Here is a 24,461-nt window from a genome sequence, read left to right as displayed (position 1 = left end):
CAGTCCTTTTCGCGCCGGCAGGACAACGAATGCCAAGCGTATTGCTGGTCAGGGTAATGCTGCAAAATCAGACCTCCGATATGGGTGCACCAGTTCAGCCAGTCTTGGCGGGGTGATGACCTCCACGCTTTCGCCCCACGCATAAAGATGCCAACACATCTCGAGATGCCCAGATGCGTCGAAGCGCACCAGCAAAGATCCGTCATCCATGCGCTCGGCCTCTTGGTTCGGATGGAACTGAAACCTTGCGGCCCGCTCAGCCGCTTCAGGCGCAAATTTCCATACCACCTCCCCGTATTCAGCCTCGTGGTGATATGATCCGAAAGCACGCTTCGCATATTCGCCAAGATCGAATTCGACTGGATAGGTGAAGATCCTGGTCTGGACTCGGGCTTCCATGATGTCTTCGACGCGGTAGTGTCGGTAGCGCCCATCCCGCTTGGCCGTATCGATACCAACGAGATAGCGGCGTGAACCCAGAAGTAGCCCAAGCGGCTCGATTGTTCGCCAACTCGGCTTCGCATCCCCTCTGCCTTGATAGCAAATTCTCAGTTCGAACGGCCCCTTCAGTGCCTCCGAAATGGCGAGATCCACTGCTTCGTTCATCGAAGGTCGCGGACCAGGTCTCGCGGCAAAGCCCATGGCTTCGAGCAGGGCTTCCTCATCCGTCGTCAGACGAAGTGTTCGGTCACTGGGAATGAGTGCGCGGACCTTACGCTCAAGCCTCCGCAGCTGAATGGCCTCACCATTCATATCGACCCGCTCAAGTTCGGTAATCGCCGACTTGAGGCTGACAAGCTCTTCCGCCGAAGGGGTCAGGAGTGGCGCAACCGCCCGAGAGGGCAAGCGCCAATAGTGACGGCCGTCGTCACCCACATAGTGCTCAGTGGCAGGGAACGCATCCTCCAGAGCCGCGATCATGCGCTGTGCCGTTCGTCGGACACCGCCGAATTCCGATTCAACATCGCTGAGACAAACCCCCTGTCTTGACGTGGCCATCATTGCGAGACGCAAGAGATCCACCGCTTTGGCAAACGACATAGAGGTCCCCCGTGACAGTTTCTGTCGCCCCCGTGGTTTAGACAGAAATCATCAACGAGGGAAAGGAAGATCCAATGTTTACGCACCACGCCGAAGCCCGCATGCAGCAGCGCGGGATTTCTCACCAAGCGGTCGATGCCTTGATGGCTTATGGCGAATACCGCCGGCACCGCGGCGCTGAGGTCTGTTACCTTACCAAGCAAAGCCGATCTCGTATGCTGAAGGATATGGGAAAGCCGGCCTTCATGAAGCTCGAAAAAGCGCTCGACACGTATGTCGTGGTTAGTGGCGAAGGTGCGATCATTACTGCGGGGCACCGCTACCATCGCCTTAAATTTTGAAGCTTTTCTTGCTGGCTAAGATTGACTGGCAGGGTATGCTTCCAAAAGTTTGTCTTGTGGATTGGGGGGACGACATTGCAACCTGGCACTCGCGTTCGGCTGAAAGGTGATCCGTCCTCTATCGGCGTCATCACTATGAAGCCGCCCCTCGAGAGGGCTGGGCGCACTTTCATCGAGATTGAATTGCCGGCGGGCCGACGGACAGTGCCCCTTATCGAGTTGGAGGAAGTGCCGGAGATTGCCGATGCACTGAGCGATCTCGCTGCGGGAAAATTCTCAGGTCCCGATGATTTGAGACGGGCGCTGACGCATATGCGCATGACGGGCAAACTGGCTGATATCATTTACAGCATCGGCGCGACCAACACCGAATTCCATGCCTATCAGTTCAAACCCGTTCTCAAGCTTCTCAACTCGCCGTCGAGGGGTGTGCTGATTGCCGATGAGGTGGGTCTTGGCAAAACCATCGAGGCGGGCCTGATCTGGACTGAACTGGTGGCACGGTTCGATAGCCGCAGGTTGCTGATCGTTTGCCCGAAGCCATTGACGGAAAAATGGCGCGAAGAGCTCCGTTCGAAATTCAATGTCGATGCTCGCATCTGCGATGCCGCAGATCTCTTGGATCGGATTAAGGACGATCAGGTGCGGCGCGAGGGTTTTGCTGCGATCGCCTCAATCTCTGCAATTCGACCGCCGAAAAACTGGAATAATCCCGAGGAGCCTGCGAAGGGCCCGCGTGCCGAGCTCGCACGATACATCGCCGATGCTGAGGAGGAGCTGTTTGACCTCGCGGTGTTCGATGAGGCTCATCACCTCCGTAACACAGAAACGCTCAACCATAAGCTTGGGCAGATGGTCAGCGAAGCGTCCGACTATACGGCCTTCCTTTCGGCTACACCAATCAATCTGCGGGCAAACGATCTTCGTGCAATCCTGAAACTGATTGATCCGGAGACATTCGAACGCGAGTGGCTTTTCGACGTCCTACAAGCGGAAAACGCACCAATGATCACAGCCTGGGAAGCGGCTCGTGATCCGCGGACATCGATGAGTGATTTGACCAAACTGGTCGATGAATTGCCCGAAGGCCAGGTGCTCAAGACCGGCGGGCGCCTCAAACGCCTGCGCCATGAACTCGCCCAGGGAATGGAGGATACGCCGGCCAATCGGGTGGCAGTGGCAGCCCGCATCGAAGAGATGTCTCTGCTGGGCTCGCTGATCAACCGCACCCGCCGGCGTGATGTCGCCGAGTTTCGTGTGGAGCGCCGACCCCAAGCTCCGCGCTGGGAAATGTCCGATACCGAACGCGACTTCTACGATTCCGCGACACAACGGATCGAGGAATACGCCTACACCCACGACATCAACGAGCGCTTCCTGCTCGCGCAAACTCAGCGCTTTCTCGCTTCGAGCTTGCCATCAGCCTATCGCCATTGGGGCGAGCGCAGCGGTTCACTTGAACTTGATGAGGAAGACGATGACCGACCGCCGCCGAAAGTTCCCGGCCCGCTGATCCAAGCGCTCGGCGAGATTTGCGACGACCCCATGATCCTCAATGGGCTTGAAGCTTCTGACACCAAATTCACGCGATTAGTCGAATGGCTCGGCCGTGTTCGTGAGGCAGACGGTGATCAACGCATCATCGTCTTTTCCAGCTTCCGCCGAACAATATCCTACCTTGCTCGTCGGTTGAAGGACGCTGGTTTTAGCGTGATGGAACTGCACGGAGGAATTAAGGACGATCGCCAGGCGACGATTGCGCGCTTCGCAGATTCAGCTGGTGGGACAATCCTGCTGACATCTGAGGTTGGCGGTGAAGGCCTCGATCTTCAGTTTTGCCGGATACTCTTCAACTGGGATCTTCCCTGGAACCCGATGAAGGTCGAACAGCGCATCGGTCGTATAGATCGTATCGGTCAACGTTCGCCATCGATCGAGATCATCAATCTCATCGCCGCCGACACAATCGAGGAGCAGGTGTATAATCGGCTATACGAACGATTGGGCATCATTCGTGAAGCCCTTGGCGATTTCGAACCAATCCTTGGCGACATCATCCGCGATATCGAACTGGTTCTTACAGATCCGGAACTCAGTCCCGACCGACGGGCTGCAGAGTTGGATCGGGCCACCCAAGCAGCCGAACAGCGCAAGCGAGAGAGCGATGAACTCGAACGCGAGGCGCCAGGACTCGTTGCTCATGGCGACAGCATCCTTCAGAAGATCAAGGACGCTCAAGCGCCGTATAAACGCCTGACTGGCGACGATCTCAGGGAATACGTGTCTGCTGTTTTGTCGCACAGCTATCCTGGAACGCGGATTGAGCCGATCGCGAACCTCGACATCGACGCCTACGACATTCGCTTATCGCCGAGAGGTCAGGCCGATTTCGAGCGCTATCGATCGCAGCACATTCGTCGCTATCCCACGCGCTTCACCCGTGATGCTGCAAGCGGTGTGAAAGTCATTTTTGGCAGCAACCCCGACCCTTTGCGTTACCGGGCGCTCGAAGCTGTTCCAATGACCCACCCGTTGGCAAGGTTTTGCGCAAGGATCCTCGATGATCGCCAGGCTGGGATGGCTCCGCGCCCAGCGACTGCTTTCTGTATTCCCAAACCCGCTGACTTAATGATCGGGGCGGGCACGTATGCTGTAGCTGTACAGCGCTGGTCGATCGATGGGCTCCTGCCGATCGATCGATTGAGCTTCCTCGGTATGGATCTATCAGCCCGTACCATTATGCCGGAAGACGATGCTGAGCGGCTGCTCATGGAAGCGCTCGCCACAGAGCCGCGCCTACATAGCCTCGATCCGGCCGAGCGCGATTCCGCCAGCGCCGCAATCGCGGACAAGCTTCTACCTTCGCTCGAAGCAATGTGGGACGACTTTCAGCAGGCGACTGCTGCAGATCATTATGACCGCGTCGAGACACAGCGTGCGCTCATAGTGGAACACAAGGAGCGCAGGCGAAGGGAAGCCGAAAGCAGGATCCGGGATCTCCGGCTGACGGGTGGAGATGGGCGCATGCGCATTGCCCTTCTCGAGCAGGGCAAGCTCAACAAGTTCCTCGCCCGCATGGACGTAAAGCTCGACGAAATCGCCGAGCGGGAGAGGCGATTGACGTTTGAAGAGCCTATTTTGGCAGGAATTGCCCTCATTATCGTTGGGGGGAGCTGAAGATGGCAAAGAAAAGTCAGTCTTTCGGCTCATTCGCCGACGCCGCCGAGGCCTTGAAGAAGCTTAAAGATAAGTCTGGCGTCGCCCAACATCAGCACCGAGCTGCTTCACCTCCTGCAAAGCCAGATCTCACAAGTTCAAACGAATTCGCGGACATCGAAGCGGCCATGATGAAAAAGGCCGAACAGCAGGCAGCGACTTCACCAATCAAGCCCAAGCGTAAGGAGTTCGAGGTTCAGCCGACTGGCCGCGGGCGTCCGAAGGTCGTCCCGGTCGAGGCTGCAACTCCGCCTCCCAATCAAATCAAGGCGGGTCTGTTGCGCAAGCGCGCTCCCGAAGAACGCAAGAAACCAGAACCCCCTCCGCCAATCGCGGAGCAGACATCACCCCTAGCTTCGCCGACGCAAAACCCTAGGGCCCCCAAGGGTAAGAAGACGGTGAAAGGCAAGTCTCGACTGCCTCGCAAGCCAAATATGGTCGTGGCGAAGGCAAAGCCGCCCCCGCAGCCTGTCGCAGCGATACCCGCTCATCCTGCTACAACGGCACCACCACCGCCGACGACCAAACACCTCCTTGAGCGAATTCGAGTGTTGTTTGGGGAGGCACCGCCTCCGATCGAGGCTCGGCCGCAGCGAACCCTTCCTTGGGTTCGGAATGGCGTGGAAGAATGCGTTGCGCGCGGTGCTGAGATAACTCGGAGACAGGCGGAGCCCGACCACTCCGGCTACATAATTGGTTGTGACTTCGGGACGAGCTCAATCAAGCTCGCCGTTCGCCAGCCTTACCGTGCGGGTAATCCGACGGCCGCACGCCCTGCGCCAAACTTGCTGCAATCGAACCGGCATCCCTATCTTTGGCAGAGTGTCATCTGGTTTTCGCCCGACACCGAGGAATTCTCCCTGCTGCCCGGCAAAGGCAAGGTGGCGCTGGAAGGCTTTAAGGCGGGTATTTTGGCGGGGGGAGGCGGGATGCGCATCCTGCCTGATCTGCCCGTTTCACGAAACGAAGCCGCCGCAGCGTTCCTTGCGCTCCAACTGGCTCACTGCCTTGGCTGGTACGCCACAACCGAGCCACTGGGGAGCGATGCGGCGAGCAATTTCCTGGCTATCAATATCGGCATTCCAGTGGCGGCTCAGGACGACACCAAAACCTACCGCGATTTCAGGCACATTGTGAGCGCTGCCCGCGCATTGATGCCTCACGCGAACTGCCTCACCCACAACAAGGTGAGAGAGTGTTATCAAGCTTCTACACATGAACTGCCAGCAGGCTTTGACCTCATACCTGAGCTTACCGCCGCAATTTCGGGTTATGCCAACGAACCTTATGCGAGGGACGGTGCGCACATCCTCATAGACGTTGGTGCATCGACTCTCGATGTCGTCGCATTCAACCTGGTTAATAGGGAACGCGTTGCAGCATTTGCTGCGGATGTGAACCTGCTTGGTGCCGCCGCCCTAGATGCCGCCCGTAGTGATGGTTTCCCAGATGACCTGTTTCGCCGAGCATGCTTCGAACACTACGACAACGTCTTCAAATACGCTCGGCATCCAAGGGTCGCCCCCCGCAATTTTGATGCGACCCTCCGTCGCAATCCTGTTCAGCTCATCGCCATTGGTGGTGGCTGCAAAACCTCTGTGCATAAGGAATTGATCGCTCGTCTTCATCCGACCTTGGGCGATCTGAAGATCGTGCGGCCGAGCCCTCCGGAGCACATGACCAAGCTGAAGTGTGACGCTTCGCGCTTGTTGCTGGCTTACGGTCTCACTTCGGATATTCCCGAGCAGCTGGAGCTGCGGCGTCCATCAGAGATCCCGCAGATCAACGACCAGCAGAGCGCACCGATCACTTTCATCTCTAAAGACGATGTATGATTGGAGGTGACAGAAATTGTCACCTCTGGAGGATAAGAGTAGTCTGAGCAGTAGGGAATGAGGGGCGCGACGTAATTCAAATGAATTCTGGCAGCCGACAGATCGGCCTTTCCAAATCAAAAATTACTTCCTTCGAGCAGTGCCCGAAGCGCTTGTGGTTGCAGACTCATCGCGCTGAGCTAGCAGAGCTCGACGCCGGTGCTGAGGCGCGCTTTGCTGCAGGTCACGAAGTTGGGGACGCCGCGTGCGGACTGTGTCCTGGCGGCGTGATGATAGAGGCAGAACCGGATCTCACCGCAGCACTTGAACGCACGCAAGAACTCATGTCCAGTTCGGCCGAAGTCCCGCTGTTCGAGGCAACCTTTGCTCATGACGGCGTGCTTGTACGCGTAGACATAATGGAACCCGACGGCCTTGGGGGCTGGCATGTTGCCGAAGTCAAAAGTTCGAAAAGCCGCAAGGCCTATCATGTTGCCGATCTAGCCACCCAGCTCTGGGTGTTGCGTGAGGCTGGAGTCCAGGTGAGTTCTGCCGCTATCCGGCACCTTAACAACCAGTTTTTCTTGGCCGAGGAGGGCAACTATCAGGGGGCATTCGTGGATACGCAGTCCCTAGAGGATGCGAAGCCGCTGGCCCTCAAGCGCTCAAAGCAAGCTGAGGAAATTCGGTTAGTACTTGGCGGGGACGAGCCAGCTCGAGATACTGGCGATCATTGCCATGATCCGTTCCCCTGCAAATTTGTAGCCTATTGCTCGCGCGATGACGAACCGGCGCGATATCCAGTATCATCGCTACCCCGGACAGGCCGGCAACTCGCAGCCAAGTGGGCCGAGCACGGCATTGTTGAGCTCGAGGATGTCCCGCCTGGCAGTTTCTCCAATGCGATCCACGCGCGCATTCATGAAGCGACCTTGTCGGGCGTCCCCTACCACGACGTGGATGGAGCGCGGCGGATCATCGGCGATTGGGCATTTCCCCGAACCTATCTCGATTTCGAGACGATCGCCTTTGCCTTGCCTCGCTGGCTCGGAACCAAGCCATGGGAGCAAGTCCCGTTTCAGTTCTCAGCTCACATCGAAGATTGCGAGGGGCAGATTACTCATCGTGAATTCTTGAGCCTGGATGGCAAAGATCCTCGCCGCGCCTGCGCCGAGGCACTGGTGGCACAGATCTCACAGGACGGGGCCGTCATCGCCTACAACGCAGCCTTCGAGCGGACATGCATCCTCCGGCTGGCGGAGCGGTTTTCAGATCTCGCTGAGAATCTCAAGGCGATTGCAGCGCGCATCGTCGATCTGCTGCCGGTGACCCGAGAGCACTGGTACCACCGTGACCAGGGCGGAAGCTGGTCCATCAAGGCCGTTCTGCCAACCATCAGCAATAGCGGCGACTACGCCATGCTGGATGTTGCGGATGGCTCTGCGGCGCAGCTTGCCTATCTAGAAGCAATTGCGGCCCGCACTTCTGAGGCCCGGTTGGCTGAAATAGCGCGATCGCTCAGAACTTATTGTGCAAAAGACACTTACGCCATGATCGAGGTGCTCTCGCATCTGATTGGAGAGAGAATGCCGGGATCACTGCGATGAGACCGGCGGTCATTTGCCAATGGGCAGCATTGTCGAGGCGGGTGGCTCCGCTCATATTTTAGAGGGAATTGAGAAACTATGGGTAGGTCCGCTCTTCGTCACGTATCTGTCCGCGTGCCTTGGCATGACACCGGATGGAACGGCTCAATTTGCAGGGACCCCAAAGCTAACTCGTCTTGTTTGGCATTGCGCCGCACATCGCAAAATCGTGATGATGATTTTGAAGGCGCGGTTGCAGGTAGGTTCATCAACGAACTTGATCGGCTGCCCCCGTGTATGGCCGAGCGCGGCACCTTCCTGTCCGCCCTTCCTCTGCATTTCGAGAGCCGTCTGGATTACTCGAAGTACAGCAAAGATCACGAGCATGTCCTTCCACAGACAGTCCATGTGCCGGCTTGGGGCGGTGTGTTTACCCCATATCGGTGGATGCTGCGCGAGCATGCTTGGGACATTAGCAAGTCGATGGGGCTTGATGCGGATATCGACCGCGAACCGAAGAAGGGACAGGCTCCCGATCTTATAGTCGATACCGCATGGGTGCAGGAATGCGACAATCAGCGTTCCCTGCTCGAGGGTTTTCATTCTCAGCTCGAATGCGACGAATCTCTCGTCTTCTTTTATGCTCGGCAGACTCCGATGTCGGACAGTTCTGCGCGCCAAATTGTTGCGGTCGCGAAGCTAAGCAAGACCAACTCGGTAGACGAGTATCCCTATGAGGGTGGAAAGGCTGCCGGACGGATTCGTTCAATGATATGGGAGCGTCCCTTTCAGCATTCGCTGCGACCGGACAAGGAAAACCCGGGCTTTTGGCACGGTGGTGTGGTGCTTCCCTACCACCAGCTCATCGATGCCGCAGAGGCAGGAGAGCTCGATCTCGCAGACTACGTGGCAAGTGTTCCTGAAGAAGCGTACGAGCAGTTCTTGTACGGAAGCGAACATGTAACCCACGGCAGCGCGATCACCAGCCTGCAGGCGGTTCGCACTGCCATTGAGGCCGCCTCAGCCGTGCTGCCGGGTCCTTGGGAAAACTATCTCTCATGGATTGACGAAGAGCTTAGCCGCCTTTGGGTCATGCAGGGGCCGACGCCTGGATTGGGCAGTGCGCTGTCCTGTTTCGATGAAACTTTCAACGGTACGCTTTTCGCTCAGGCTCTCGCCGCCGAAATTGAGGACGGCGAAGATCCTTGGCCCCTCGTTGAAGCCATTTTTTCGGGCAGCAGGCCGCTCCCCAAGGGTGCTCCCAAGCCGACCACCATGCAAAAGAAGCGTTTTGAGCTGCTCAAGGCCAAGGACGCCGATCGTTATGATTTGATGCGTCTGCTCTCGTGTTTTGAATTGAGCAAGTCGCAGGCACTTGCTGCGTTCAGGACTGATGAGCCATTGGGAATGCTCGCCAACCCATACTTACTGTTCGAACGAACTCGTCTGACCGATGATCCGGTCTCACTGACGACGATTGATCGCGGCCTTTTCCCATCGGAAGGCGCCCTAACCAAGCCGAGTCTGCCTCGCGAGCCCGAGATTGATCTAGATGAGGCTGATCATCCCCTCCGGCTGCGCGCCATTTCTGTTCAGGCATTGGAACTTGCCGCGGCCGAGGGCCACACGATCTTGGATGGTGATCGGTTGGCACTTCGCATTGGCGACCTGCCGCTATCGCGATCGGTGGTGGTCGACCAGAGCACACTGGAAATCTGTCGCGAAGAATTCTCGTCCGAGATTGACATCGTTGACTATGAGGAAATCCTCCACGCTCAGCTCAAGCGCTATCAGCTATCGCGTGACGTCATAAGTTCGCATGTCGCATCACGTTTGGGAGCAGCCCAAGGAAATAAAGTCGATTGGGCTGCTTTGGTAACGAACGAATTTGGCAAGCCGTCCGCGGGCGACTTGGACGAGGAGGCCGCTCAGACGGAGAAGGTTGAAGCGCTTGGCGCGATGGAGCGCTCTCGGATTTCGGTTCTGACTGGCCCGGCCGGAACTGGTAAAACAACGCTCCTCAAGATTTTTCTGAAGCAAAGCGATGTCGTTGGCCGAGATATTCTTTTGCTAGCACCGACTGGCAAGGCGCGTGTCCGCCTTGGCCAACAAACCAAGCGCCCTGATCAGGCGCGGACGGTTGCTCAGTTCCTTCTAGAGTTTGGCCGATACGACACTGGGACGGGGCAGTACATAATTGATATGGGCGGCCCAACCGCGAGTGCGACCACTTGTGTAATCGACGAGTCTTCGATGCTCACCGAGGACCAGTTGGCGGCAATTTGCAGCGCTTTGCCGACCACTTGTAGGCTGATCCTTGTCGGTGACCCACAGCAGTTGCCGCCGATCGGCGCGGGGAGGCCATTTGTCGATATCATTACGCATCTCGAAAGCCGGTCGTCGGAGGGACTTGCCAAGCTCAGTGTCAGTCGCCGTCAATCCGGCGGCGAACTAGTCCGCGCCACATCATTGCCCGACGTTCAGCTGGGCAGCATTTTCTCGGGACAGCCGTTGCCTCCAGGCGAAGATGAAGTCTTGGCCTCTGGCGAAACGCCAGCCGATTCAGAGCGCTTGAGGTTCGTGACTTGGGAGAGCGCGAGCGATCTCCGTGAGCGAATAATCGAAGTCATCGGTAGCGAACTGGACGCATCGGATGACGAGCTGGAACGTGCGGTGGAGCTGTCGCTGGGCGGCACGGTCAGCGGCGATTATATCTACTTCAATCACGGGTGCGGCCAGAGCGCGGAGGAGTGGCAAATCCTCTCCGCTCACCGAAACATGGCTAGCGGCTCTAGCGAGATCAATCGCTTGATCAAACAAACCGTACGGGCTCGCCGCTTGGAAGCGGCAAGGCGACGTGGTTGGGGCTGGAGAATGGTCGAGCCGCGGGGCGCCGACCAGATAACCTATGGCGACAAGGTTATTTGCCTGCGGAATCATCCCAGAAAGCGTTGGAACCCGACTGATCAAAAGCGAGATGGCTATCTGGCAAATGGCGAAGTCGGTATCGTCAACGGTGATGCCGGCAAGAGGCCGCGCTGGACCAAGGTCGAATTCGCATCGCAGCCGACCGAGAGCTACAGCTTTTCCTCAAGGGATTTTTCGGAGGAAGGAAGCCCGTTCCTCGAATTGGCCTACGCCGTAACCGTGCATAAGGCCCAGGGTTCCGAGTTCGGAACAGTTATCCTCGTCTTGCCGCGGGGCAGCCAGCTCCTTAGCCGGGAAATGCTGTACACCGCTCTGACGCGGCAAAGGAACAGAGTTTGGATCCTCCATCAAGGACCCTTCAGTCACTTCCTGAAGCTGCGCTCGAATTTCTTTTCAGAGACAGCGCGGCGATCAACTAATCTCTTTGGCATGCCGGCCATGCGGGAGCTGACAGTTCATGATGTGGGAGGTTCTCGAAAGGGATGGTTGGCTGAGAAACTCATCCACGCGACCCGAGGTGGCGAATTGGTCAGCTCAAAGTCCGAGGTTTTCATTGCGGATGCCCTGTTCGAGAAAGCTCAGGCGGGTACGATCCGTTACAGTTTCGAGAAGCCGCTGATCGCCAATGGTCAGTACCGTTTGCCTGATTTCACGATCGAGAAGGCAAACGAGGTCTGGTATTGGGAGCATTGCGGTTTGATGGATAAGCCTGACTATGTCAGCCGCTGGAAAAAGAAGCTCGCCTGGTACGAGGCGCAAGGCATTTCCATATGGAGCAAGTCCAATCCTGAGGGGCGCCTCATTTTAACAGAAGAGACTAAGTTGACACCATTCAGCAGTCCGCAGGCACACCAGCTGGTGGCCGAGCTCTTTTCATAGTGTAGGCGGGTTACAACCATGAGTTTTGAGACAGAGAAATATGGCCGGTACGAGATAAAGTCCGGGCCACTGAAAGGATCGTGGGCGGCAAATGCGTTTCGCGGCAAGACGTTGGTCGCTCAAGCCGCAGGGGGATCTCGAATTGAGGTAGTCCAAGATGTCAAAACCCAGCTCGATAATCTGGATGCTATTGAGCTATCGGAGCGCGACAAAGAGGGAGCACCTTCCGCGAAGGTCTATGAGGCAGCTTTTCTAGCCCTCGGTGAGTTAAATGATGGATATCGAGCAATGCTCAAGGCGCATTTGAATGCGCCCGACCATCTTATCTCAGCTACCAAGCTGGCCGCGGCGGCCGGTTATGTGAATTGGTCTGCTGCAAACCTACACTACGGGCTGCTCGGTGCGAAAGTTGCCGAAGAAATTGGGTTCGAGCCACCTTCTAGGCCAGATGGCTCAAAAATTTGGACCTGCGCGATTGCACGCGATCCCAATCTAGATCTCGAGTTTCCTGATACATCCCTGCAGGACGCGCTTGAGCGTTGGATTGACGACGAAAGCTTCAGGCATTTTGAATGGCAAATGCGTCCGCAGGTTGTTCAGGCACTACGCTCATTAGGCTACTAGCCTGCCGCTCCCTTCGTTTCAGGTAGATTACATAATCCGTCGAAAACCAAGGTTCGCACGACTTTCGAGATCACGTGGAACCCCTGCGTCTCGACAGAGGAAGCTCCAATTCGCAATTGCGGATCGAATGTCGGTGACGATTGCTTTCGTTTCATGGACCTTTAGGTCCGCAAACTTTCCAAATGCCAGCAGGTCATCGAGTTCGAAGCCGTCCGTTTTGCCGGCCAGAGACATTTGGTGCTCGTTGGTCCAGTCCCCTTTCGGATTGTAGGCGTAGACGACATCGAATGCGGGCGAGAGGCTCCAGCGACCCGAGCTATCCATCAGGAAGGCGATGTTCTTGGTGTGGTCGTCCTGGTTGCGAATGAAGACATTGAGCAGCGCGCGGCGCACCTGCTCCTTGATCGCTTCGCGTCCGAGGCCGAGCATTCGGATGGTCTCGATCGCCTGCTCGTAGCTGTATGCGCGAGCGAGGTTGAAATCGAAATGGCGCATCGCGCAAAGCGACTGCATGTGGAGCTTCTTGCCGTTAGGCGTGCGATCGAAGCGCTGGGTCATGAAATGCGCCCGCCCACCTTCTTCGTGCAGACGAGAGCGAGCCATATCGATGCCGGCCTCTCGGGCTAGCAGGTAGCAGGCGTACTCAAGCCGGCCGAAGCCCATCGGGTCGGCAAGTTCCTTGTCGGCATTGCCCGACACGCCGTCGAACTTGACCAGCCATTGCGTGTAGCCGGGCCCTGCAGTCAGCTGCCCTGAATGGAATTCTCCGGTCTCCTCATTCCAGGCGAGGACGGCCTTGGCCCGGGCACCACCAGCAGAGGTGCCGACGCGCAAGATCTCTTGAAGTGCGCGATGATCATCTTCACCCTTGAGCACACCGGCCAGTTCTTCACGCGCGGCAATGACCCTGTTGGCGAGCTCGACAAGCGGAGCGATATCGACCGGCCGGCCCTGTTCACGGCGCTCACCGGTAGCGGGCTCGAATTCGAGCGCGCCCATGCCTCTGCGGCCGGTGTAACAAAGGCGCTCGACCGGATCGAAGCTGCCGGCTGTGCGGCCCTGCTCGGCAAGCCAACGGTTGATGAGGGCGTTGCCAAACTTGTCGGGCAGGCTATCGGCCAGCATGCCCGGGAGCCCTTTGAAGGTCTCGTAATTCAGCGCGGGAAAGTCGTAGACGCCGCTTCGTAAGGGCATTGTGAGCGGGGCGACTTCGATACCGCTGCGGCTGAATTCCGGAGTGTATTCGAAAACCCCGACATCGCGATCCTCATCCCACAGGACGGCGCCGATCTGACGACCCCAGAGATTGACTACGGCACGCGTCATGGGGCCTCGTCACCCCAGCTCCATTCCTCGTCAGCCTCACCTTCAGAAGACTTGCGCACCCTTTGCCGCGCCTTGCCGGTGTCGGACCGGGGATCGAGCGGGCTCAGCTTGGCGTCCGGCATGACATCCAGAAGGCGGTCTTCAATTTCAAGCGCACGCATGATCCTGGCAAGGCTATCGATGGTCCCGCCATTGCCGGCTTCCAGGCGGGCGAGCGTTGAACGCGAGATGCCAGCCATTTCCGCAAGCTCGGCCTGCTTGAGATTGCGTGATATGCGATATGCTTCGATCTGCTTCCCGAGGTCGGATAGCAGCACCGAGAGAGGGCGCAGATCTGATGTATCATAATGTGGCATTATCGAGACATTATCTCGGTTATGGAGCTTTGTGTAGCGATTTTGCGTCTTTACATGACGACAGTTAATGTGTCAATATCGAGACGTAAATTGGCTAATCACCGATAATGCATCAAGTTTGCTACTTTATGTAGGTGGGAGCGATGGAAATGGATGACGAGAAGGATCAAAAAGACCAGACGGACTGGAAGGGCCTACGAGAGATCGACCGTGCCATCTCCGAAAATCGCCTCACGTCATACTCTTGGAAGAAGGCTTGGGCCGACCCCTGGGGACGGGCGAAGATCATCACGGTGCTCACGCTGCTCGTAGCATTCGTGATCTTCGTTATCGTCTACGACCTGGTCCTCTGAACCTTACCACTCCTTCACATCATCTGCCGCTTCCTCGCTTGCGCCCGTGGCGCCCTGTGTCTGGCGGTCCAGGTAACCTCGAACGGTACCAATCCTTCCACGACCCTGCTGGCGAACCCGCTCGACCTCATCCGTAATGTCAGACCGATCAGGAGCATCGGGCATTGAGCGACCACCCGCAGAGCCCACGGCTCCTCTTGCGCGCACCTGCCCAGCACTTCCGATCCCGGGGCGGCTGACAGGAGCGAAGTCCGGCAGCGAAAGGTCGGCTTCGATGTCGTCTTGCAGGCGGTCAGCATAGCTTTCGACAAATCGCGATTGCAGCTGCTGGCCGCGCGCGCTCATCTGGAACTCGATGTCGTCGAAGCGCACCGGCCCGTAATAGTCGCGATTGGCTTCGATCTCGGCCATGCCCCATTCGCGATAGGCCTGGCTCAGGTTCAGCGTGCCTGCGGCGCTGTTGGCCTCGTACCAGCTGGCCTGGTTCTCGAGGCGGCTGGCCATCTCTTCGGCCCGACGCGCCTCTCGCGTATAGCTCTCGGCCTCGGTCAGCGATCGGCTAAGACCCGACGAGCTGGTCGAAACCTGTGATACCGAGCTTGAGCTCGTCTCGCGCAGGAAGCCTTCACGCGTGTTCGACCAGTTGCGGCTATCCGAAAGCTGCCGCAGCGTTCCCATGATCCTGCCACGGTCTTCCGAGGCGATCCCGATATCGCTGTCCGTCCACGATTGATTGCGACCGCCAGTCGCCTTGGCTCCAAGAGTTGCTGGCCCCAAATTGCCTCCAACGCCTGCGGAAGCTTCTCCATTTAGGAACCAGGATACAGTAATGTCGTCGGACGCGCGCCGCGACAGGCCAAACTGCTGCTGGAGCGTCCTTGAAGCATTGTCGACTTCGCTGAATGCCGTGCCGACGCTGTCGTTCGTGCCGACGCCGCTGACTGTGTCGGAGCTCTGACCCTGGCTGTAGGCGTTGCGGATCTCGCTGAACCGGGTGAGCGCAGAGCTTGTCGATTGTTGGGCGAGGTTGGCATAGGTCTCGCTCTGCGTCCGGCTCTGGCTCGCCATCGTTCCGAGGCGGCCGGTGAAGTCGTGCCCCAGTGTCGGCGTGAACGGATAGCTCGAGTTCGGGACAGCAGCGAACTCGCCATCGGGGAAGCTGGTAGTCTGCGTGCCGCTGTCGCTGAAACCACGCGTCTGCGTGGCGCCATAGGCGATGTTGGGTGCAAGATTGCCCTGCGCAAACTGGCGGGAAAACACCGTCGAGTTATCGATGTTCGAATTGCCGAGCGAGACATTGCCGGTGCTCGCTTCGCGCGAGGCTTCCTCGGCCGCATTCTGGCTCGGGTTGAGATAGCTCGTTGCCTGGCCCGAAATCGCCAGCGCACCACGCGCAACCCCGCCGGCAAGGAAGGGGATCGAGGCGACAAGATAGCCCGCGAGAATGCCGATATCGCTGTTGACGTCGCTCATGCCAGCAAAGGTCGCGAGGCTGAGGCCCGTGCTGCCGCCAGCGGCGGTGACATCGCCCGCGCCTTTGAACATCAGGATCATGTGCAGGATGACGAAGAGCGGTCCCCACGCCGCAAGGTAGAAGAAGCCGGTGACGTAACCTCTCAATGCAGTGGGTCCGGTCCGCGGCATCAGGAACAGCGGAAACAGGACAGGGAACAGCGCGTAGAACACCACCGTCAGCACGACATTGAGGATCGGGACCCATTTCATCGCGTTGTGCGCGATCGAGGAATAGGTCCGCTCGGTCTGAATATCGGCCCGGGTCTGCGCGAAGACGTCGATGCTGCCGGTGCCGCTCGCCCCTGCAAAGCCGTGCATGGCCTGGTTCATGGCATTGATCGTCAGCACCTGGCGGAAAATGTCGCTCGCGCTGCGCGAGATGCCGGTGAGATACTGATAGGCAATCGGGAGGTCGGCCATGAGCTTGGCCCTGGCGAACGCTTCGGTTTGTCGCGGATAGAGCTGGCGTCCCGCGACAAGCGTCATCTCGTCGATAAGGCTCGCCCACTGCCCCGACAGCGCGGTGTAGGCTTCACGGCAGGTGATGATCGAAGCCGTCACGCTGTCGTCGGCCTGCCGGGTCAAGAATTTCTGCGCGCGAGCCGCGCTGCCCGGCGCGATCGTCGCCCAAATATCGTCGCTCTCGGACAGCTCCTTCATCGAGTAGCGGCCGAGCAGCAGATCGTAGAACACGCATTGCCGGACATGCTCGTCGAAGTTCGCAGCGAACTCCGGATCGGAAATGCGCAAGCTGCGCGTCGATTCGAGCAGCCGCGCGCCATAGATCATGCCGTTCTTCGAGTAGTTGAGGTCATCCGGCAGGCCGAAGACAAGCTCGGCCGAGCGGGTCAGATAGTCCCCTGCCTGGCTGGTGAAACTTGCCATTAGGGCGAGCCCGAGCGGGACATTGGCCACCGTTGCCGGTGCAAGGCTGGGATTGACCCGGTCTGTCACATGGACGTCCATGCGCGGCACCATCAGGCACATGTAGATGAGCGTCGCACCGAGGAACCAGTTGAGCCAGGCACGCCAGTCCTGGTTGAACGCGACCACTATGACCGCAAGCACCATGCCCATCACCAGCGCGACTTGGATCAGGCTCTTATAGCCGCCCGCACCGGTCCAGGCGGCAACGGCGTTGAGGACATTGACGATGTACTCGCCGCCGCCGACCGTGAAAATCTCGACCATGCTGCCTGACCCTTATGGAACGATGGAGCGGGACTGCATCCCGCGTGACCAGTCGAGCGCGGCGGCCATCGACGGTGACATCGAGGCAGCGAGCATATTCTCGATCATCGCCGTCTTCTCGATGATCTGCATGATCGCAGAGACCCGCGCCTGTCCGGTCGCTTGCCGCTGGGCGAGGCCAGACCGGACCTCGGCGACCTGAGCGCGCCAGATCGCGAGCTTGGCTTCATCGGCCGCAATGAAGCTCGCCATCGAGCGTCCGGCCTCAGCGGTGATACGCTCGAGAATGGCATAGAGGAGATCGATGCTGGCGATCTCGGCCAGCGTGTCGCGGTCGTCGGTTGCCATCCCGCGCCCATAGGCCGCCTGAACGGTGAGGATCTTGTAGAGCGGCACCGATGCCACCTGGAGCAGCTCCTTCTCCTCGTCGCCGATCGCGGTATCGCTGCGGATCGCCTCCACCATGCTGCCGATGAGCCGGGCAACGCGTGGCCGGATGGCTTTCGCGCTCGTGAGGCTCATCTGCTGGAAAGTGGGGTTGAGGCACTGGTCGGGCTCGTCGCACTGGAACACCCGCACCGACTGGCCCTGCGTCCCGTCGAGCAGTGCGGTCACCAGCGTCGAGGAGGCATCGCCTGCGAAAGGTACGAATTTGCCCGACTCGTCGTCGCGGGGCGGCACGTAGATCACCGTGCCGATGAGCGTCATCGCATACTCGGCAAGATCGCGGTCGAAAGTGCCGCCGGGGTTGAAGAAGGCGCTCTGCTTGAGGACATGCCAGGTGTAATTGCGCGGCACACCGGGATTGACGTCGGCATAGTCGGCGCCGGCGCCCTCGTTGGTGGAGGCGCGTTGGCCGCGCGTCCCGCAACCATGCTTGGCGGCAGCATAGTCGGTGAAGATACCTTCGGAGTTGCCGATCGCTTCGCAGATCGCCTTGTCCGCGAGATCGCCCTTGGGCCAAACGCCGCCGACCAGGCCCTGCGCCATCTCGCAGGAGTTGATCGAGAGATTGTTCATGAGCTGCGCCTTCTGGCTGAACTCCTGCATGATCTTCGAGCATTCGGGGCAGACGGTGTCGATCGCGAGGCTGAAGGCGAACCCCACCGCATTGTTCGCGACGGCCTTCAAGAGCGCGACCATCTCGCTTGCGTTGATGAAGGAGAACGACCCGGCGAAGATATCGATACCGCCGCAACCAGCGCGGGCACGCGGAAGCTGGAGATTGGCGATGTTGGTCGTCTTCTGCGGGAAGCGCGTCCAGACATTGCCAAGGCTGTAATAGCCCGCCGACTGGCCTTCGAACGCGCTTGGCCCGGTAACATTGGCCGCCGCGCCCATGTCGTCCATGAAGCGGTCCATGCTGTCGCCAACATTGGCTGATGCTGGCGCGGCCAGAGGGGACGCGACCATGCTGGCGGCAGCTATGCTGAGCGCCGTATTGCGGATGCTAGTAATCATGTCCGGCTTCCTTCGAGGTGAGGAGGTAGATGCGGTCCTGCAGCTCGTCGGCCGAGAGCACGCCGTATCCGATCGGGATCGGGCGCCTGGCCACGCTGTCCCACAGCACGAGCGCCGGGGTGATGCCGGGCTCGAGCCCCATCCGCGGCCGCTGGCCGCTTTCGACCTTGTAGTCGGGGAAGTGCCGGGACGGTCCGCCATCGGTAGAGATCGCCCGAACAGTGATATGCCAGCGGTCCGCCACCGAGCGCACGATCGGGCTCATCACTTCACATGCACCGCAGGTCTGGGCGAAAAAGTAGAACAGGCCATAGCGCTCGGAGAGCCTGGCCATCACCGCATCGCGGTCGGCAGCGCGTGCTTCCTGCCATTGCTTCTTGGCGAGCGCGCCGACCGGTCTCTCGAGCGTGTAGTCGAGCTCGGGATCCTGCCAGACCGCGCGCTGCCAGACATCGGAAAACAGCGAAGCCCGGTCGAGCTGGGTACGTTGGAAGCGGATATAGGCGGTGACGTTTTCCGGCGTCGGATAGAGGATCGCGCGCGCTTTGAGTTCGCGCAGTTCCCCCGTGACCGCGTCGAGTTCCTGTGTGGCGGTTACCTGGGCGGGTGGCTGTGCGACCTGCGGCTCGGCTTTCGGCTCCGGCCTGACGCAATAGAACCAGTATCCGAGCCTGCGCTGCTCGCAGTAGAGGCTGTCTGCCGAGGCAGCTGGCTCTGCTGGGCGTGCTTCCTGGGCGACTGCCCGAACGGGAAGCAGTGCAGCGAGACACATGGCCAGTGCTGGGAGGGCCAGCATCGGCAGTGATTGGCGGCGCGTCATTGGCCACTCCTTGCGTAATAGTCTTCGATTTTCTGCTGGATGAGGATGCTGGTCTCGAGCTCGTCGGGAAGCCGCGCAGCCTCGGTGAACTCGGCATAGACTTCGCTGAAATCCATCTGGCTGAGGTCGAGCCGGGCGAACTCGTCGAGAGTGAAACCCTCGCACTGCTCTTCCTTGGGCTTGTCCCACGGCTTGAGCAGCTGGAGGCGGCCCTGTTCCTGCAGGACCCGCGAGAGCTTGCTCTCGAAGCAGCAGTAGACCTTCTTCTTGGTCAGGCAGACGCCGAGGAACTTGTCCGAACAATAGGTCCCTACAAAAGCGCACAGTCCCTGCGCATCGCGTTCGTGGAGCAGCACCTCCTCGCGGTTGCAGCCGAGCGCGACGAGCAGGCTGATTCCGGGGATGAGCGGGAAGCCCTTGCCCTTGCAGCAGTTGAGCACGCCGAAGACCTTGGAGGAGCAGGTGTTGCGGGTGCCGCGGAACAGCGTCAGCGTTTCAGGATCGAACTGACCGCGGGCCTCGTCCATCGCATGGAGCGCGGTGACGGCATCCTTGAACTCATCGTTAGCTGTGCGCTCGATCGTCTCGCAGCTGCCGTCGATGCAATAGACATCGCCGTCGCAGACATACTGGGTTGAGCTATCGTTTACGGGAAGCGGGCACTCGTAGATGCGCTCCCAGGTCTCGCAAGGGTCTTCGTCAGTGAGGCATTCCTCGCGGACAAAGCGGCAGGTGCCCTGGCTTTCGATGTCGGAGCAGTCGGTCGCCGCTTCGCGCGCAATGCAAGTGTAGCTGCGTTGCCATTCCCAGCAGGGCCTGGTGACAGAGACGCCGTCGATCACGCGGGTCTGCGGATCGCTATCGGTGCAGATTTCGGCGTCCAGCGTGCAATCGCTATTGTCCGCAAGACCTGTGCACTGGCTTTCGTCAGAGGTCGTCGTGACGGTGGTCGCCGTGGCGATGCGGTAGGGCGTCTGCCCCGCGACCTGTTCGTCGCAGGTCAGCTCGGTAATCGGATCGCCCGGCTCGGTGCACCATTTGCGACCGCCGGACCAACCCCACTGTAGGCAAGGACCGTCCCGGTGTCCGGTCACCCGGCAAAGAGCGCCCGAAAACTCTTCGCAATCCGGCTCACCTGACAGGTTGAAGCTGCCCAATGGGCTGCAAAGGTAATGATACTGCGGTTGCTGGCTGACCTTGGCGACGAGCGGGACCGTGCATTGGCCAAGCGACTGATCGATCCGTGTGCCCGTATTGCAGGTGGCTGTGTAGGTGCCCGCCGACCCCGAACCAGGCGGCAGCGGAACGCACGATCCCTGGCTGCCCGAAATTGCCATGCCGCTGGTGTAGTCGAGCGGCGTCTCGTTGATCGCGAGGCTGCGGGCAATCACGTCCTCGATCTCGTTCGGCTCGAACCTTGCGCGATTGGCAATGCTGTCGCGGATGGTCCGCATCGGCGTGCTGGTCGTGGCGGCGCTGCGGGCGCGGGCCTCGATCTGGTCGGGATCGCGCACAAGATCCTGCAGGTCGCGCGTCGCCTGCGGATCGAAATTGGGAACGCGCGCCGCGTCGGGATTGGTCGTTGCGGCGTCGCGCGCTTCGCCCAGCAGCTCGGTGGCAAAGTCCTTGCCGTCGGCCCTTGCTGCATCGCGGGTCTGAGCGTGAATGGAAGCCGCGCTTGTGAGGGCGACGAGTGCGGCAAGGAGATTGGCGAGGGTTCTGCCGGTCATGGCCGTTCCTCCCTGGAGAGCTGGCGCAGATGGAGGCGAGCAAGCTCGGCACCCGGACCCTTGCCCGAGACAAAGGTCTCGAGGACTTCTCCCACGCTGATGTTACCGGCGATGCGGTCGTGCGGCGGCACCTCGCTGGTGCAATCGAACCCGTCGCAGGGACTGAACTCAGTGCTCAGCATGACGAAGCTCGGTGCGGCCTCGATTTTGAACGCGCGGAACAGCCTTGGATCAATGCCGAGCGAGCCGGCTTCGTCGCGGGTGCTCCAGATGGCAGCCAGGCGCTTCTTGAACGCCTCGCTGTTTCCTTGCGGGAAGCCGCGCAGCACGGTGACGCCTCCTGCCCTGGTCATGTCGTGGACCAGTACTTTCAGCGCCTCGGGCGGCATCGACAGGCTGGCAAAGGCAATGAAGCGGGGGGCTCCCCCGAGCGATGCCTTCTCGGCGGCGGCTTGCCCCGCGATCATCGCGTCGAAGTCGAGGACGGCGTTTGTCTCGATTGCCTCGATGCTGTCCGCATAGGCTGCGCGATTGGCCTGCGCTTGCGCCTGGATAGTCTGTGCGTCCTCGGTCAGCGCCTCGGCGCGCTGGCGGACATTGGTGCTGAGCGCCTGCGCATCGTCGGCGTGTTCGGCCGCACGCTCGCGGATCGCTTCGAGATCGATGCCTTCGGGCGCGCTCTGGGCGAGAGCGAGGCCACCGAGGGTGACGGCAAGGCCGACGGGCAAAAGAAGGAGGTGTTTGTTCATAGCGCGCAGCAGTTCCGCTTGCGCCAGACGAGGTATCCCATGTCTTCACCGATAGCGGGGATGACCTGTCCGGCCGATTGAAAGGTGGTGGAGGCGCCGACGGGCGGGCAGGCGTAACGGCCCGAGGTCGCCGGGTTGGGGTTGGTGGCCTGGAAGCGGTATTGCTGCTTGCGCATCACCGGCATCAGGTATTTGCCGCACAGGCCCTTGGACCCCATCGTCCCCCACGAGACGAGTTCGCGGTGGAGCTTGTAAGCAAAGCGCGAGAGCACGAGCCGCGAGGCCTGGACGTGCCCGATCGAGGCCGAGACGTTGCCGTTCATCGGATACATCGAACCCTGGCAGCCCGCGCACCAGAACATCTCGTCGATCGGCAGCTTCGCGGTCGAGGCGACGCAGTCGGCCGCACAGGCAGCGAGCGCCAGCGGGTTGGCGAAGAGCACGGCCTCAGGGTTGATGATCGCGGTGAGCTCGGAATCCTGCCACAGCGGATCGATCTCGGAGATGTAGAGAATGTCGATCGAGCCCGATTCCAGGCACAGGAAATCGGCGACGATCTCCATCCAGTAGATCAGCGGATAGGCATACCAGTGGACATGCCAGCTCGAATAATACTGGCTCGCGCCGCCCACCGCCGATGGACCCGAGATCGAGCGGAAGCCGATATCGAAGCCCGGATCGAGTTTCATGCCGCCGAGGTTCACGAAGCACCACGGCTTCATGCTGACATCGGCAAGCCGAACGGGCTCCCAGAAGCCCATGGCGATCCCGGGCCTCAGACCGCACAGGCACACCGGCAGATCGGGGTTATCGGGATCGGGCCGGCTCGACGGCCAGATGTCCAGCCCGCCGATGGAGATCGGGAACAGGCACGACCAGCAGATGTCGGTGATCGGGTTGACGAAGCTGCCGGTGCAGCGTCCCGGACCGGCATCGGCCATGGCGGGCGTTGCGGTCGCTAGACCAAGAATGGCGGCCAGCATGAGCGCCAGCTTTCTTAAGTGCGTCATTGGGCTGTCCTCCTTTTCGGTGGCAGCGCGATTTCGCTGACCTCGAGCAGGCGGCCCTGCTGGCGCACGCGTGCGGGCACCGACCTGATCCCGAACCTTTCGGTGAGCTTGCCGCCCTGGTCGAAATAGAAGCGGCGCTGGCGAGCCTTCATCAGCTCGAGCGGCGCGCCCTTCACCAGGATCAGCTTGGCATTGGCGTCCTGCTTGAGCGCCCAGGTGAGCTGGTCTGGATCGTCGCCGTCGAGGAACAGGAGATCGGCGCGAAGGTCGACGCTGTCGAGCGGATTGACCCTCGTGCCAGCGGCATGGATCAGCTCGCCTTTTGCCCCGCGGATATCGGCAGCGAGCGTAATCGTCGGATCGAAGTGCCAGCGCCGCGCTTCGCTGGCCCGGGCGATCCCCGCAACGGGGTCAGGGCGGTTGACCCGCGCGATCGTGCGGCGCTTCAGGTCTTCATTGAGCCGCGCGGTCTCGCCCGATCGTTCCATCTGCGTCAGGCGCGAATGGATCTGTTCGAGGAGGTCGCGTTCGATCACGGGAAACACCGTGCCGCGCTGGCCATAATCGCGCGCCAGCACCTCGGCAGGGTAGAGCAGGACTGCAAGCAAGGCCGCAGGGAGGATGAATTTGCTCACAGGATCGCCCTCCCGCTGCCGAGGATCTGGCCGCGGCAGACGAAGCCGATCTCGGCGTAGCGGCTGTCGAGGCCGCGTGGATGGCTGGTCCCAGTGTAGAAGCAGCCGTCGGGGATCGTGCCTTCGGGGCCTTTGTGAAGCGCAATGCCGAGACGGGTCTCATCGAGCCGCGCGGCGATCTTGCGGCCGTTGATGAAGACCTCGTGGCCACGGTGGCTTACGACATCGCCCGGCACGCCGAGCACCCGTTTGCCGAAGAGCTGCGCGCCTTTCCCGAAATGCACTTCAACGAGTCTGCTTGCCGGCGGCTCGAAGAAGATCAGGCTGCCGCGCTCGATCCGCGCATGCTTGTCGAGCCAGAAGGCCCAGTTCGGCAGGCTCGGGCTGGCGTTGATGAGAAAGGCATGGCCTTTCGCGAAGGCATCGACCGCGCCCCATCCGAGCGGCAGCAGCACCAGGCCGGTCAGGACAAGCGGCCGTTTGATCGTGCGGACAAGACGAGAGGCAAAGGGCGTCACTGACCGCCTCCCTGCCCAAGCTGGCGGGCGATCCGCATGCGCAGTTCGTTGGTGGCATCGGGGGCATCTCCTGCGAGCACCGCTTCGCCGACCAGCACCACGCGGCCATCGGTCCCCATTTCTGCAACGGCACGCTCGGACGCTTGGAGGAAGGCGAGCACGCGCGCCTGGCTGGCTTCGGGATCCTGCTGCCCGCGCGCTTCGGCATCGACGAAACCCGCGATGGTCTCGGCAAGCCGGACCGTGACGATCTGCTGGCGCGGCTCGGACAGCTCGCGGCTGACCCAGGCCGCCCAGAGCAGTCCGACCACGAGCGCGAGCACGCCAAGAATTCTGAGCACCAGCGGGCGATTAAAAGATTGTAATCT

At 60.0% G+C, this 24,461-nt stretch carries 19 protein-coding genes; 7 read left to right on the top strand and 12 right to left on the bottom strand.

What is annotated here, in order from left to right; all coding sequences use genetic code 11:
* Positions 1-48: 48 nt before the first annotated feature.
* Positions 49-1,041 (bottom strand): helix-turn-helix transcriptional regulator, encoded by a 993-nt coding sequence (locus tag K3174_RS06045; RefSeq protein WP_247711952.1) that lies wholly within the window; start codon positions 1,039-1,041, stop codon positions 49-51.
* Positions 1,042-1,115: 74 nt separating this feature from the next.
* Between K3174_RS06045 and K3174_RS06040 the strand changes: the two genes are divergently transcribed.
* From K3174_RS06040 to K3174_RS06015, 6 genes are all read left to right on the top strand, one after another.
* On the top strand, positions 1,116-1,382 hold the full coding sequence (locus K3174_RS06040; RefSeq protein WP_221556810.1) for a DUF4258 domain-containing protein: 267 nt from the start codon (positions 1,116-1,118) through the stop codon (positions 1,380-1,382).
* A 135-nt stretch (positions 1,383-1,517) separates the two neighbouring features.
* Entirely contained in the window at positions 1,518-4,559 is a 3,042-nt protein-coding gene (locus K3174_RS06035; protein ID WP_221556808.1) for a helicase-related protein, read from the top strand.
* Positions 4,560-4,561: 2 nt separating this feature from the next.
* A complete protein-coding gene (locus tag K3174_RS06030; protein ID WP_221556806.1) occupies positions 4,562-6,433 on the top strand; it encodes a hypothetical protein in 1,872 nt (623 codons plus the stop codon).
* Positions 6,434-6,513: 80 nt separating this feature from the next.
* Positions 6,514-8,019 carry a DUF2779 domain-containing protein gene (locus K3174_RS06025; RefSeq protein ID WP_221556804.1) on the top strand — a complete coding sequence of 502 codons (1,506 nt, stop codon included), beginning with the start codon at positions 6,514-6,516 and terminating at the stop codon, positions 8,017-8,019.
* A gap of 186 nt (positions 8,020-8,205) precedes the next feature.
* Positions 8,206-11,805 (top strand): ATP-dependent DNA helicase, encoded by a 3,600-nt coding sequence (locus tag K3174_RS06020; protein WP_221556802.1) that lies wholly within the window; start codon positions 8,206-8,208, stop codon positions 11,803-11,805.
* 18 nt (positions 11,806-11,823) lie between these two features.
* Complete coding sequence (locus K3174_RS06015; RefSeq protein ID WP_221556800.1) at positions 11,824-12,429, top strand: hypothetical protein; 606 nt, start codon at positions 11,824-11,826, stop codon at positions 12,427-12,429.
* 27 nt (positions 12,430-12,456) lie between these two features.
* Here the strand turns inward: K3174_RS06015 and K3174_RS06010 are convergent, their stop codons facing one another.
* Positions 12,457-13,755: a type II toxin-antitoxin system HipA family toxin gene (locus K3174_RS06010; RefSeq protein ID WP_221556798.1), complete on the bottom strand. Its 1,299-nt coding sequence runs from the start codon at positions 13,753-13,755 to the stop codon at positions 12,457-12,459.
* Positions 13,752-14,111 (bottom strand): helix-turn-helix domain-containing protein, encoded by a 360-nt coding sequence (locus tag K3174_RS06005; RefSeq protein ID WP_221556795.1) that lies wholly within the window; start codon positions 14,109-14,111, stop codon positions 13,752-13,754. Before K3174_RS06005 ends, K3174_RS06010 begins: the two co-directional genes overlap by 4 nt.
* A 149-nt stretch (positions 14,112-14,260) precedes the next feature.
* Between K3174_RS06005 and K3174_RS06000 the strand changes: the two genes are divergently transcribed.
* Entirely contained in the window at positions 14,261-14,464 is a 204-nt protein-coding gene (locus tag K3174_RS06000; RefSeq protein ID WP_425594422.1) for a hypothetical protein, read from the top strand.
* A gap of 3 nt (positions 14,465-14,467) precedes the next feature.
* Here K3174_RS06000 and K3174_RS05995 read toward each other — a convergent pair whose 3' ends face one another.
* Genes K3174_RS05995 through K3174_RS05955 form a run of 9 tightly spaced genes read right to left on the bottom strand, consistent with a single transcriptional unit; the run spans position 14,468 to position 24,434 of the window.
* The gene (locus tag K3174_RS05995; protein ID WP_221556792.1) at positions 14,468-17,170 is read right to left on the bottom strand and encodes a conjugal transfer protein TraG N-terminal domain-containing protein; all 2,703 of its coding nucleotides are present in this window, start codon (positions 17,168-17,170) and stop codon (positions 14,468-14,470) included.
* Between the two features lie 12 nt (positions 17,171-17,182).
* Positions 17,183-18,631: a conjugal transfer protein TraH gene (locus tag K3174_RS05990; RefSeq protein WP_221556789.1), complete on the bottom strand. Its 1,449-nt coding sequence runs from the start codon at positions 18,629-18,631 to the stop codon at positions 17,183-17,185.
* Entirely contained in the window at positions 18,621-19,451 is an 831-nt protein-coding gene (locus tag K3174_RS05985; protein ID WP_247711951.1) for a conjugal transfer protein TraF, read from the bottom strand. Before K3174_RS05985 ends, K3174_RS05990 begins: the two co-directional genes overlap by 11 nt.
* Entirely contained in the window at positions 19,448-21,181 is a 1,734-nt protein-coding gene (locus K3174_RS05980) for a conjugal transfer protein TraN (RefSeq protein WP_221556787.1), read from the bottom strand. Before K3174_RS05980 ends, K3174_RS05985 begins: the two co-directional genes overlap by 4 nt.
* Positions 21,178-21,930 (bottom strand): type-F conjugative transfer system pilin assembly protein TrbC, encoded by a 753-nt coding sequence (gene trbC, locus K3174_RS05975; protein WP_038575725.1) that lies wholly within the window; start codon positions 21,928-21,930, stop codon positions 21,178-21,180. The genes K3174_RS05980 and trbC overlap by 4 nt, the downstream gene beginning before the upstream one ends.
* Positions 21,927-22,940: a conjugal transfer pilus assembly protein TraU gene (traU, locus tag K3174_RS05970; RefSeq protein WP_221556785.1), complete on the bottom strand. Its 1,014-nt coding sequence runs from the start codon at positions 22,938-22,940 to the stop codon at positions 21,927-21,929. The genes trbC and traU overlap by 4 nt, the downstream gene beginning before the upstream one ends.
* A complete protein-coding gene (traW, locus tag K3174_RS05965; protein WP_221556782.1) occupies positions 22,937-23,575 on the bottom strand; it encodes a type-F conjugative transfer system protein TraW in 639 nt (212 codons plus the stop codon). The genes traU and traW overlap by 4 nt, the downstream gene beginning before the upstream one ends.
* Positions 23,572-24,093, bottom strand: coding sequence for a S26 family signal peptidase (locus K3174_RS05960; RefSeq protein WP_221556781.1), 522 nt, complete (start codon positions 24,091-24,093; stop codon positions 23,572-23,574). Before K3174_RS05960 ends, traW begins: the two co-directional genes overlap by 4 nt.
* A complete protein-coding gene (locus K3174_RS05955; RefSeq protein WP_345719596.1) occupies positions 24,090-24,434 on the bottom strand; it encodes a TrbI F-type domain-containing protein in 345 nt (114 codons plus the stop codon). The genes K3174_RS05960 and K3174_RS05955 overlap by 4 nt, the downstream gene beginning before the upstream one ends.
* Positions 24,435-24,461: the final 27 nt, after the last annotated feature.

The organism is Qipengyuania qiaonensis (assembly GCF_019711515.1).
Lineage (GTDB): Bacteria > Pseudomonadota > Alphaproteobacteria > Sphingomonadales > Sphingomonadaceae > Qipengyuania > Qipengyuania qiaonensis.
Note: the sequence above shows the minus strand (reverse complement) of the source record. Positions and strands in the feature narration are given on the sequence as shown.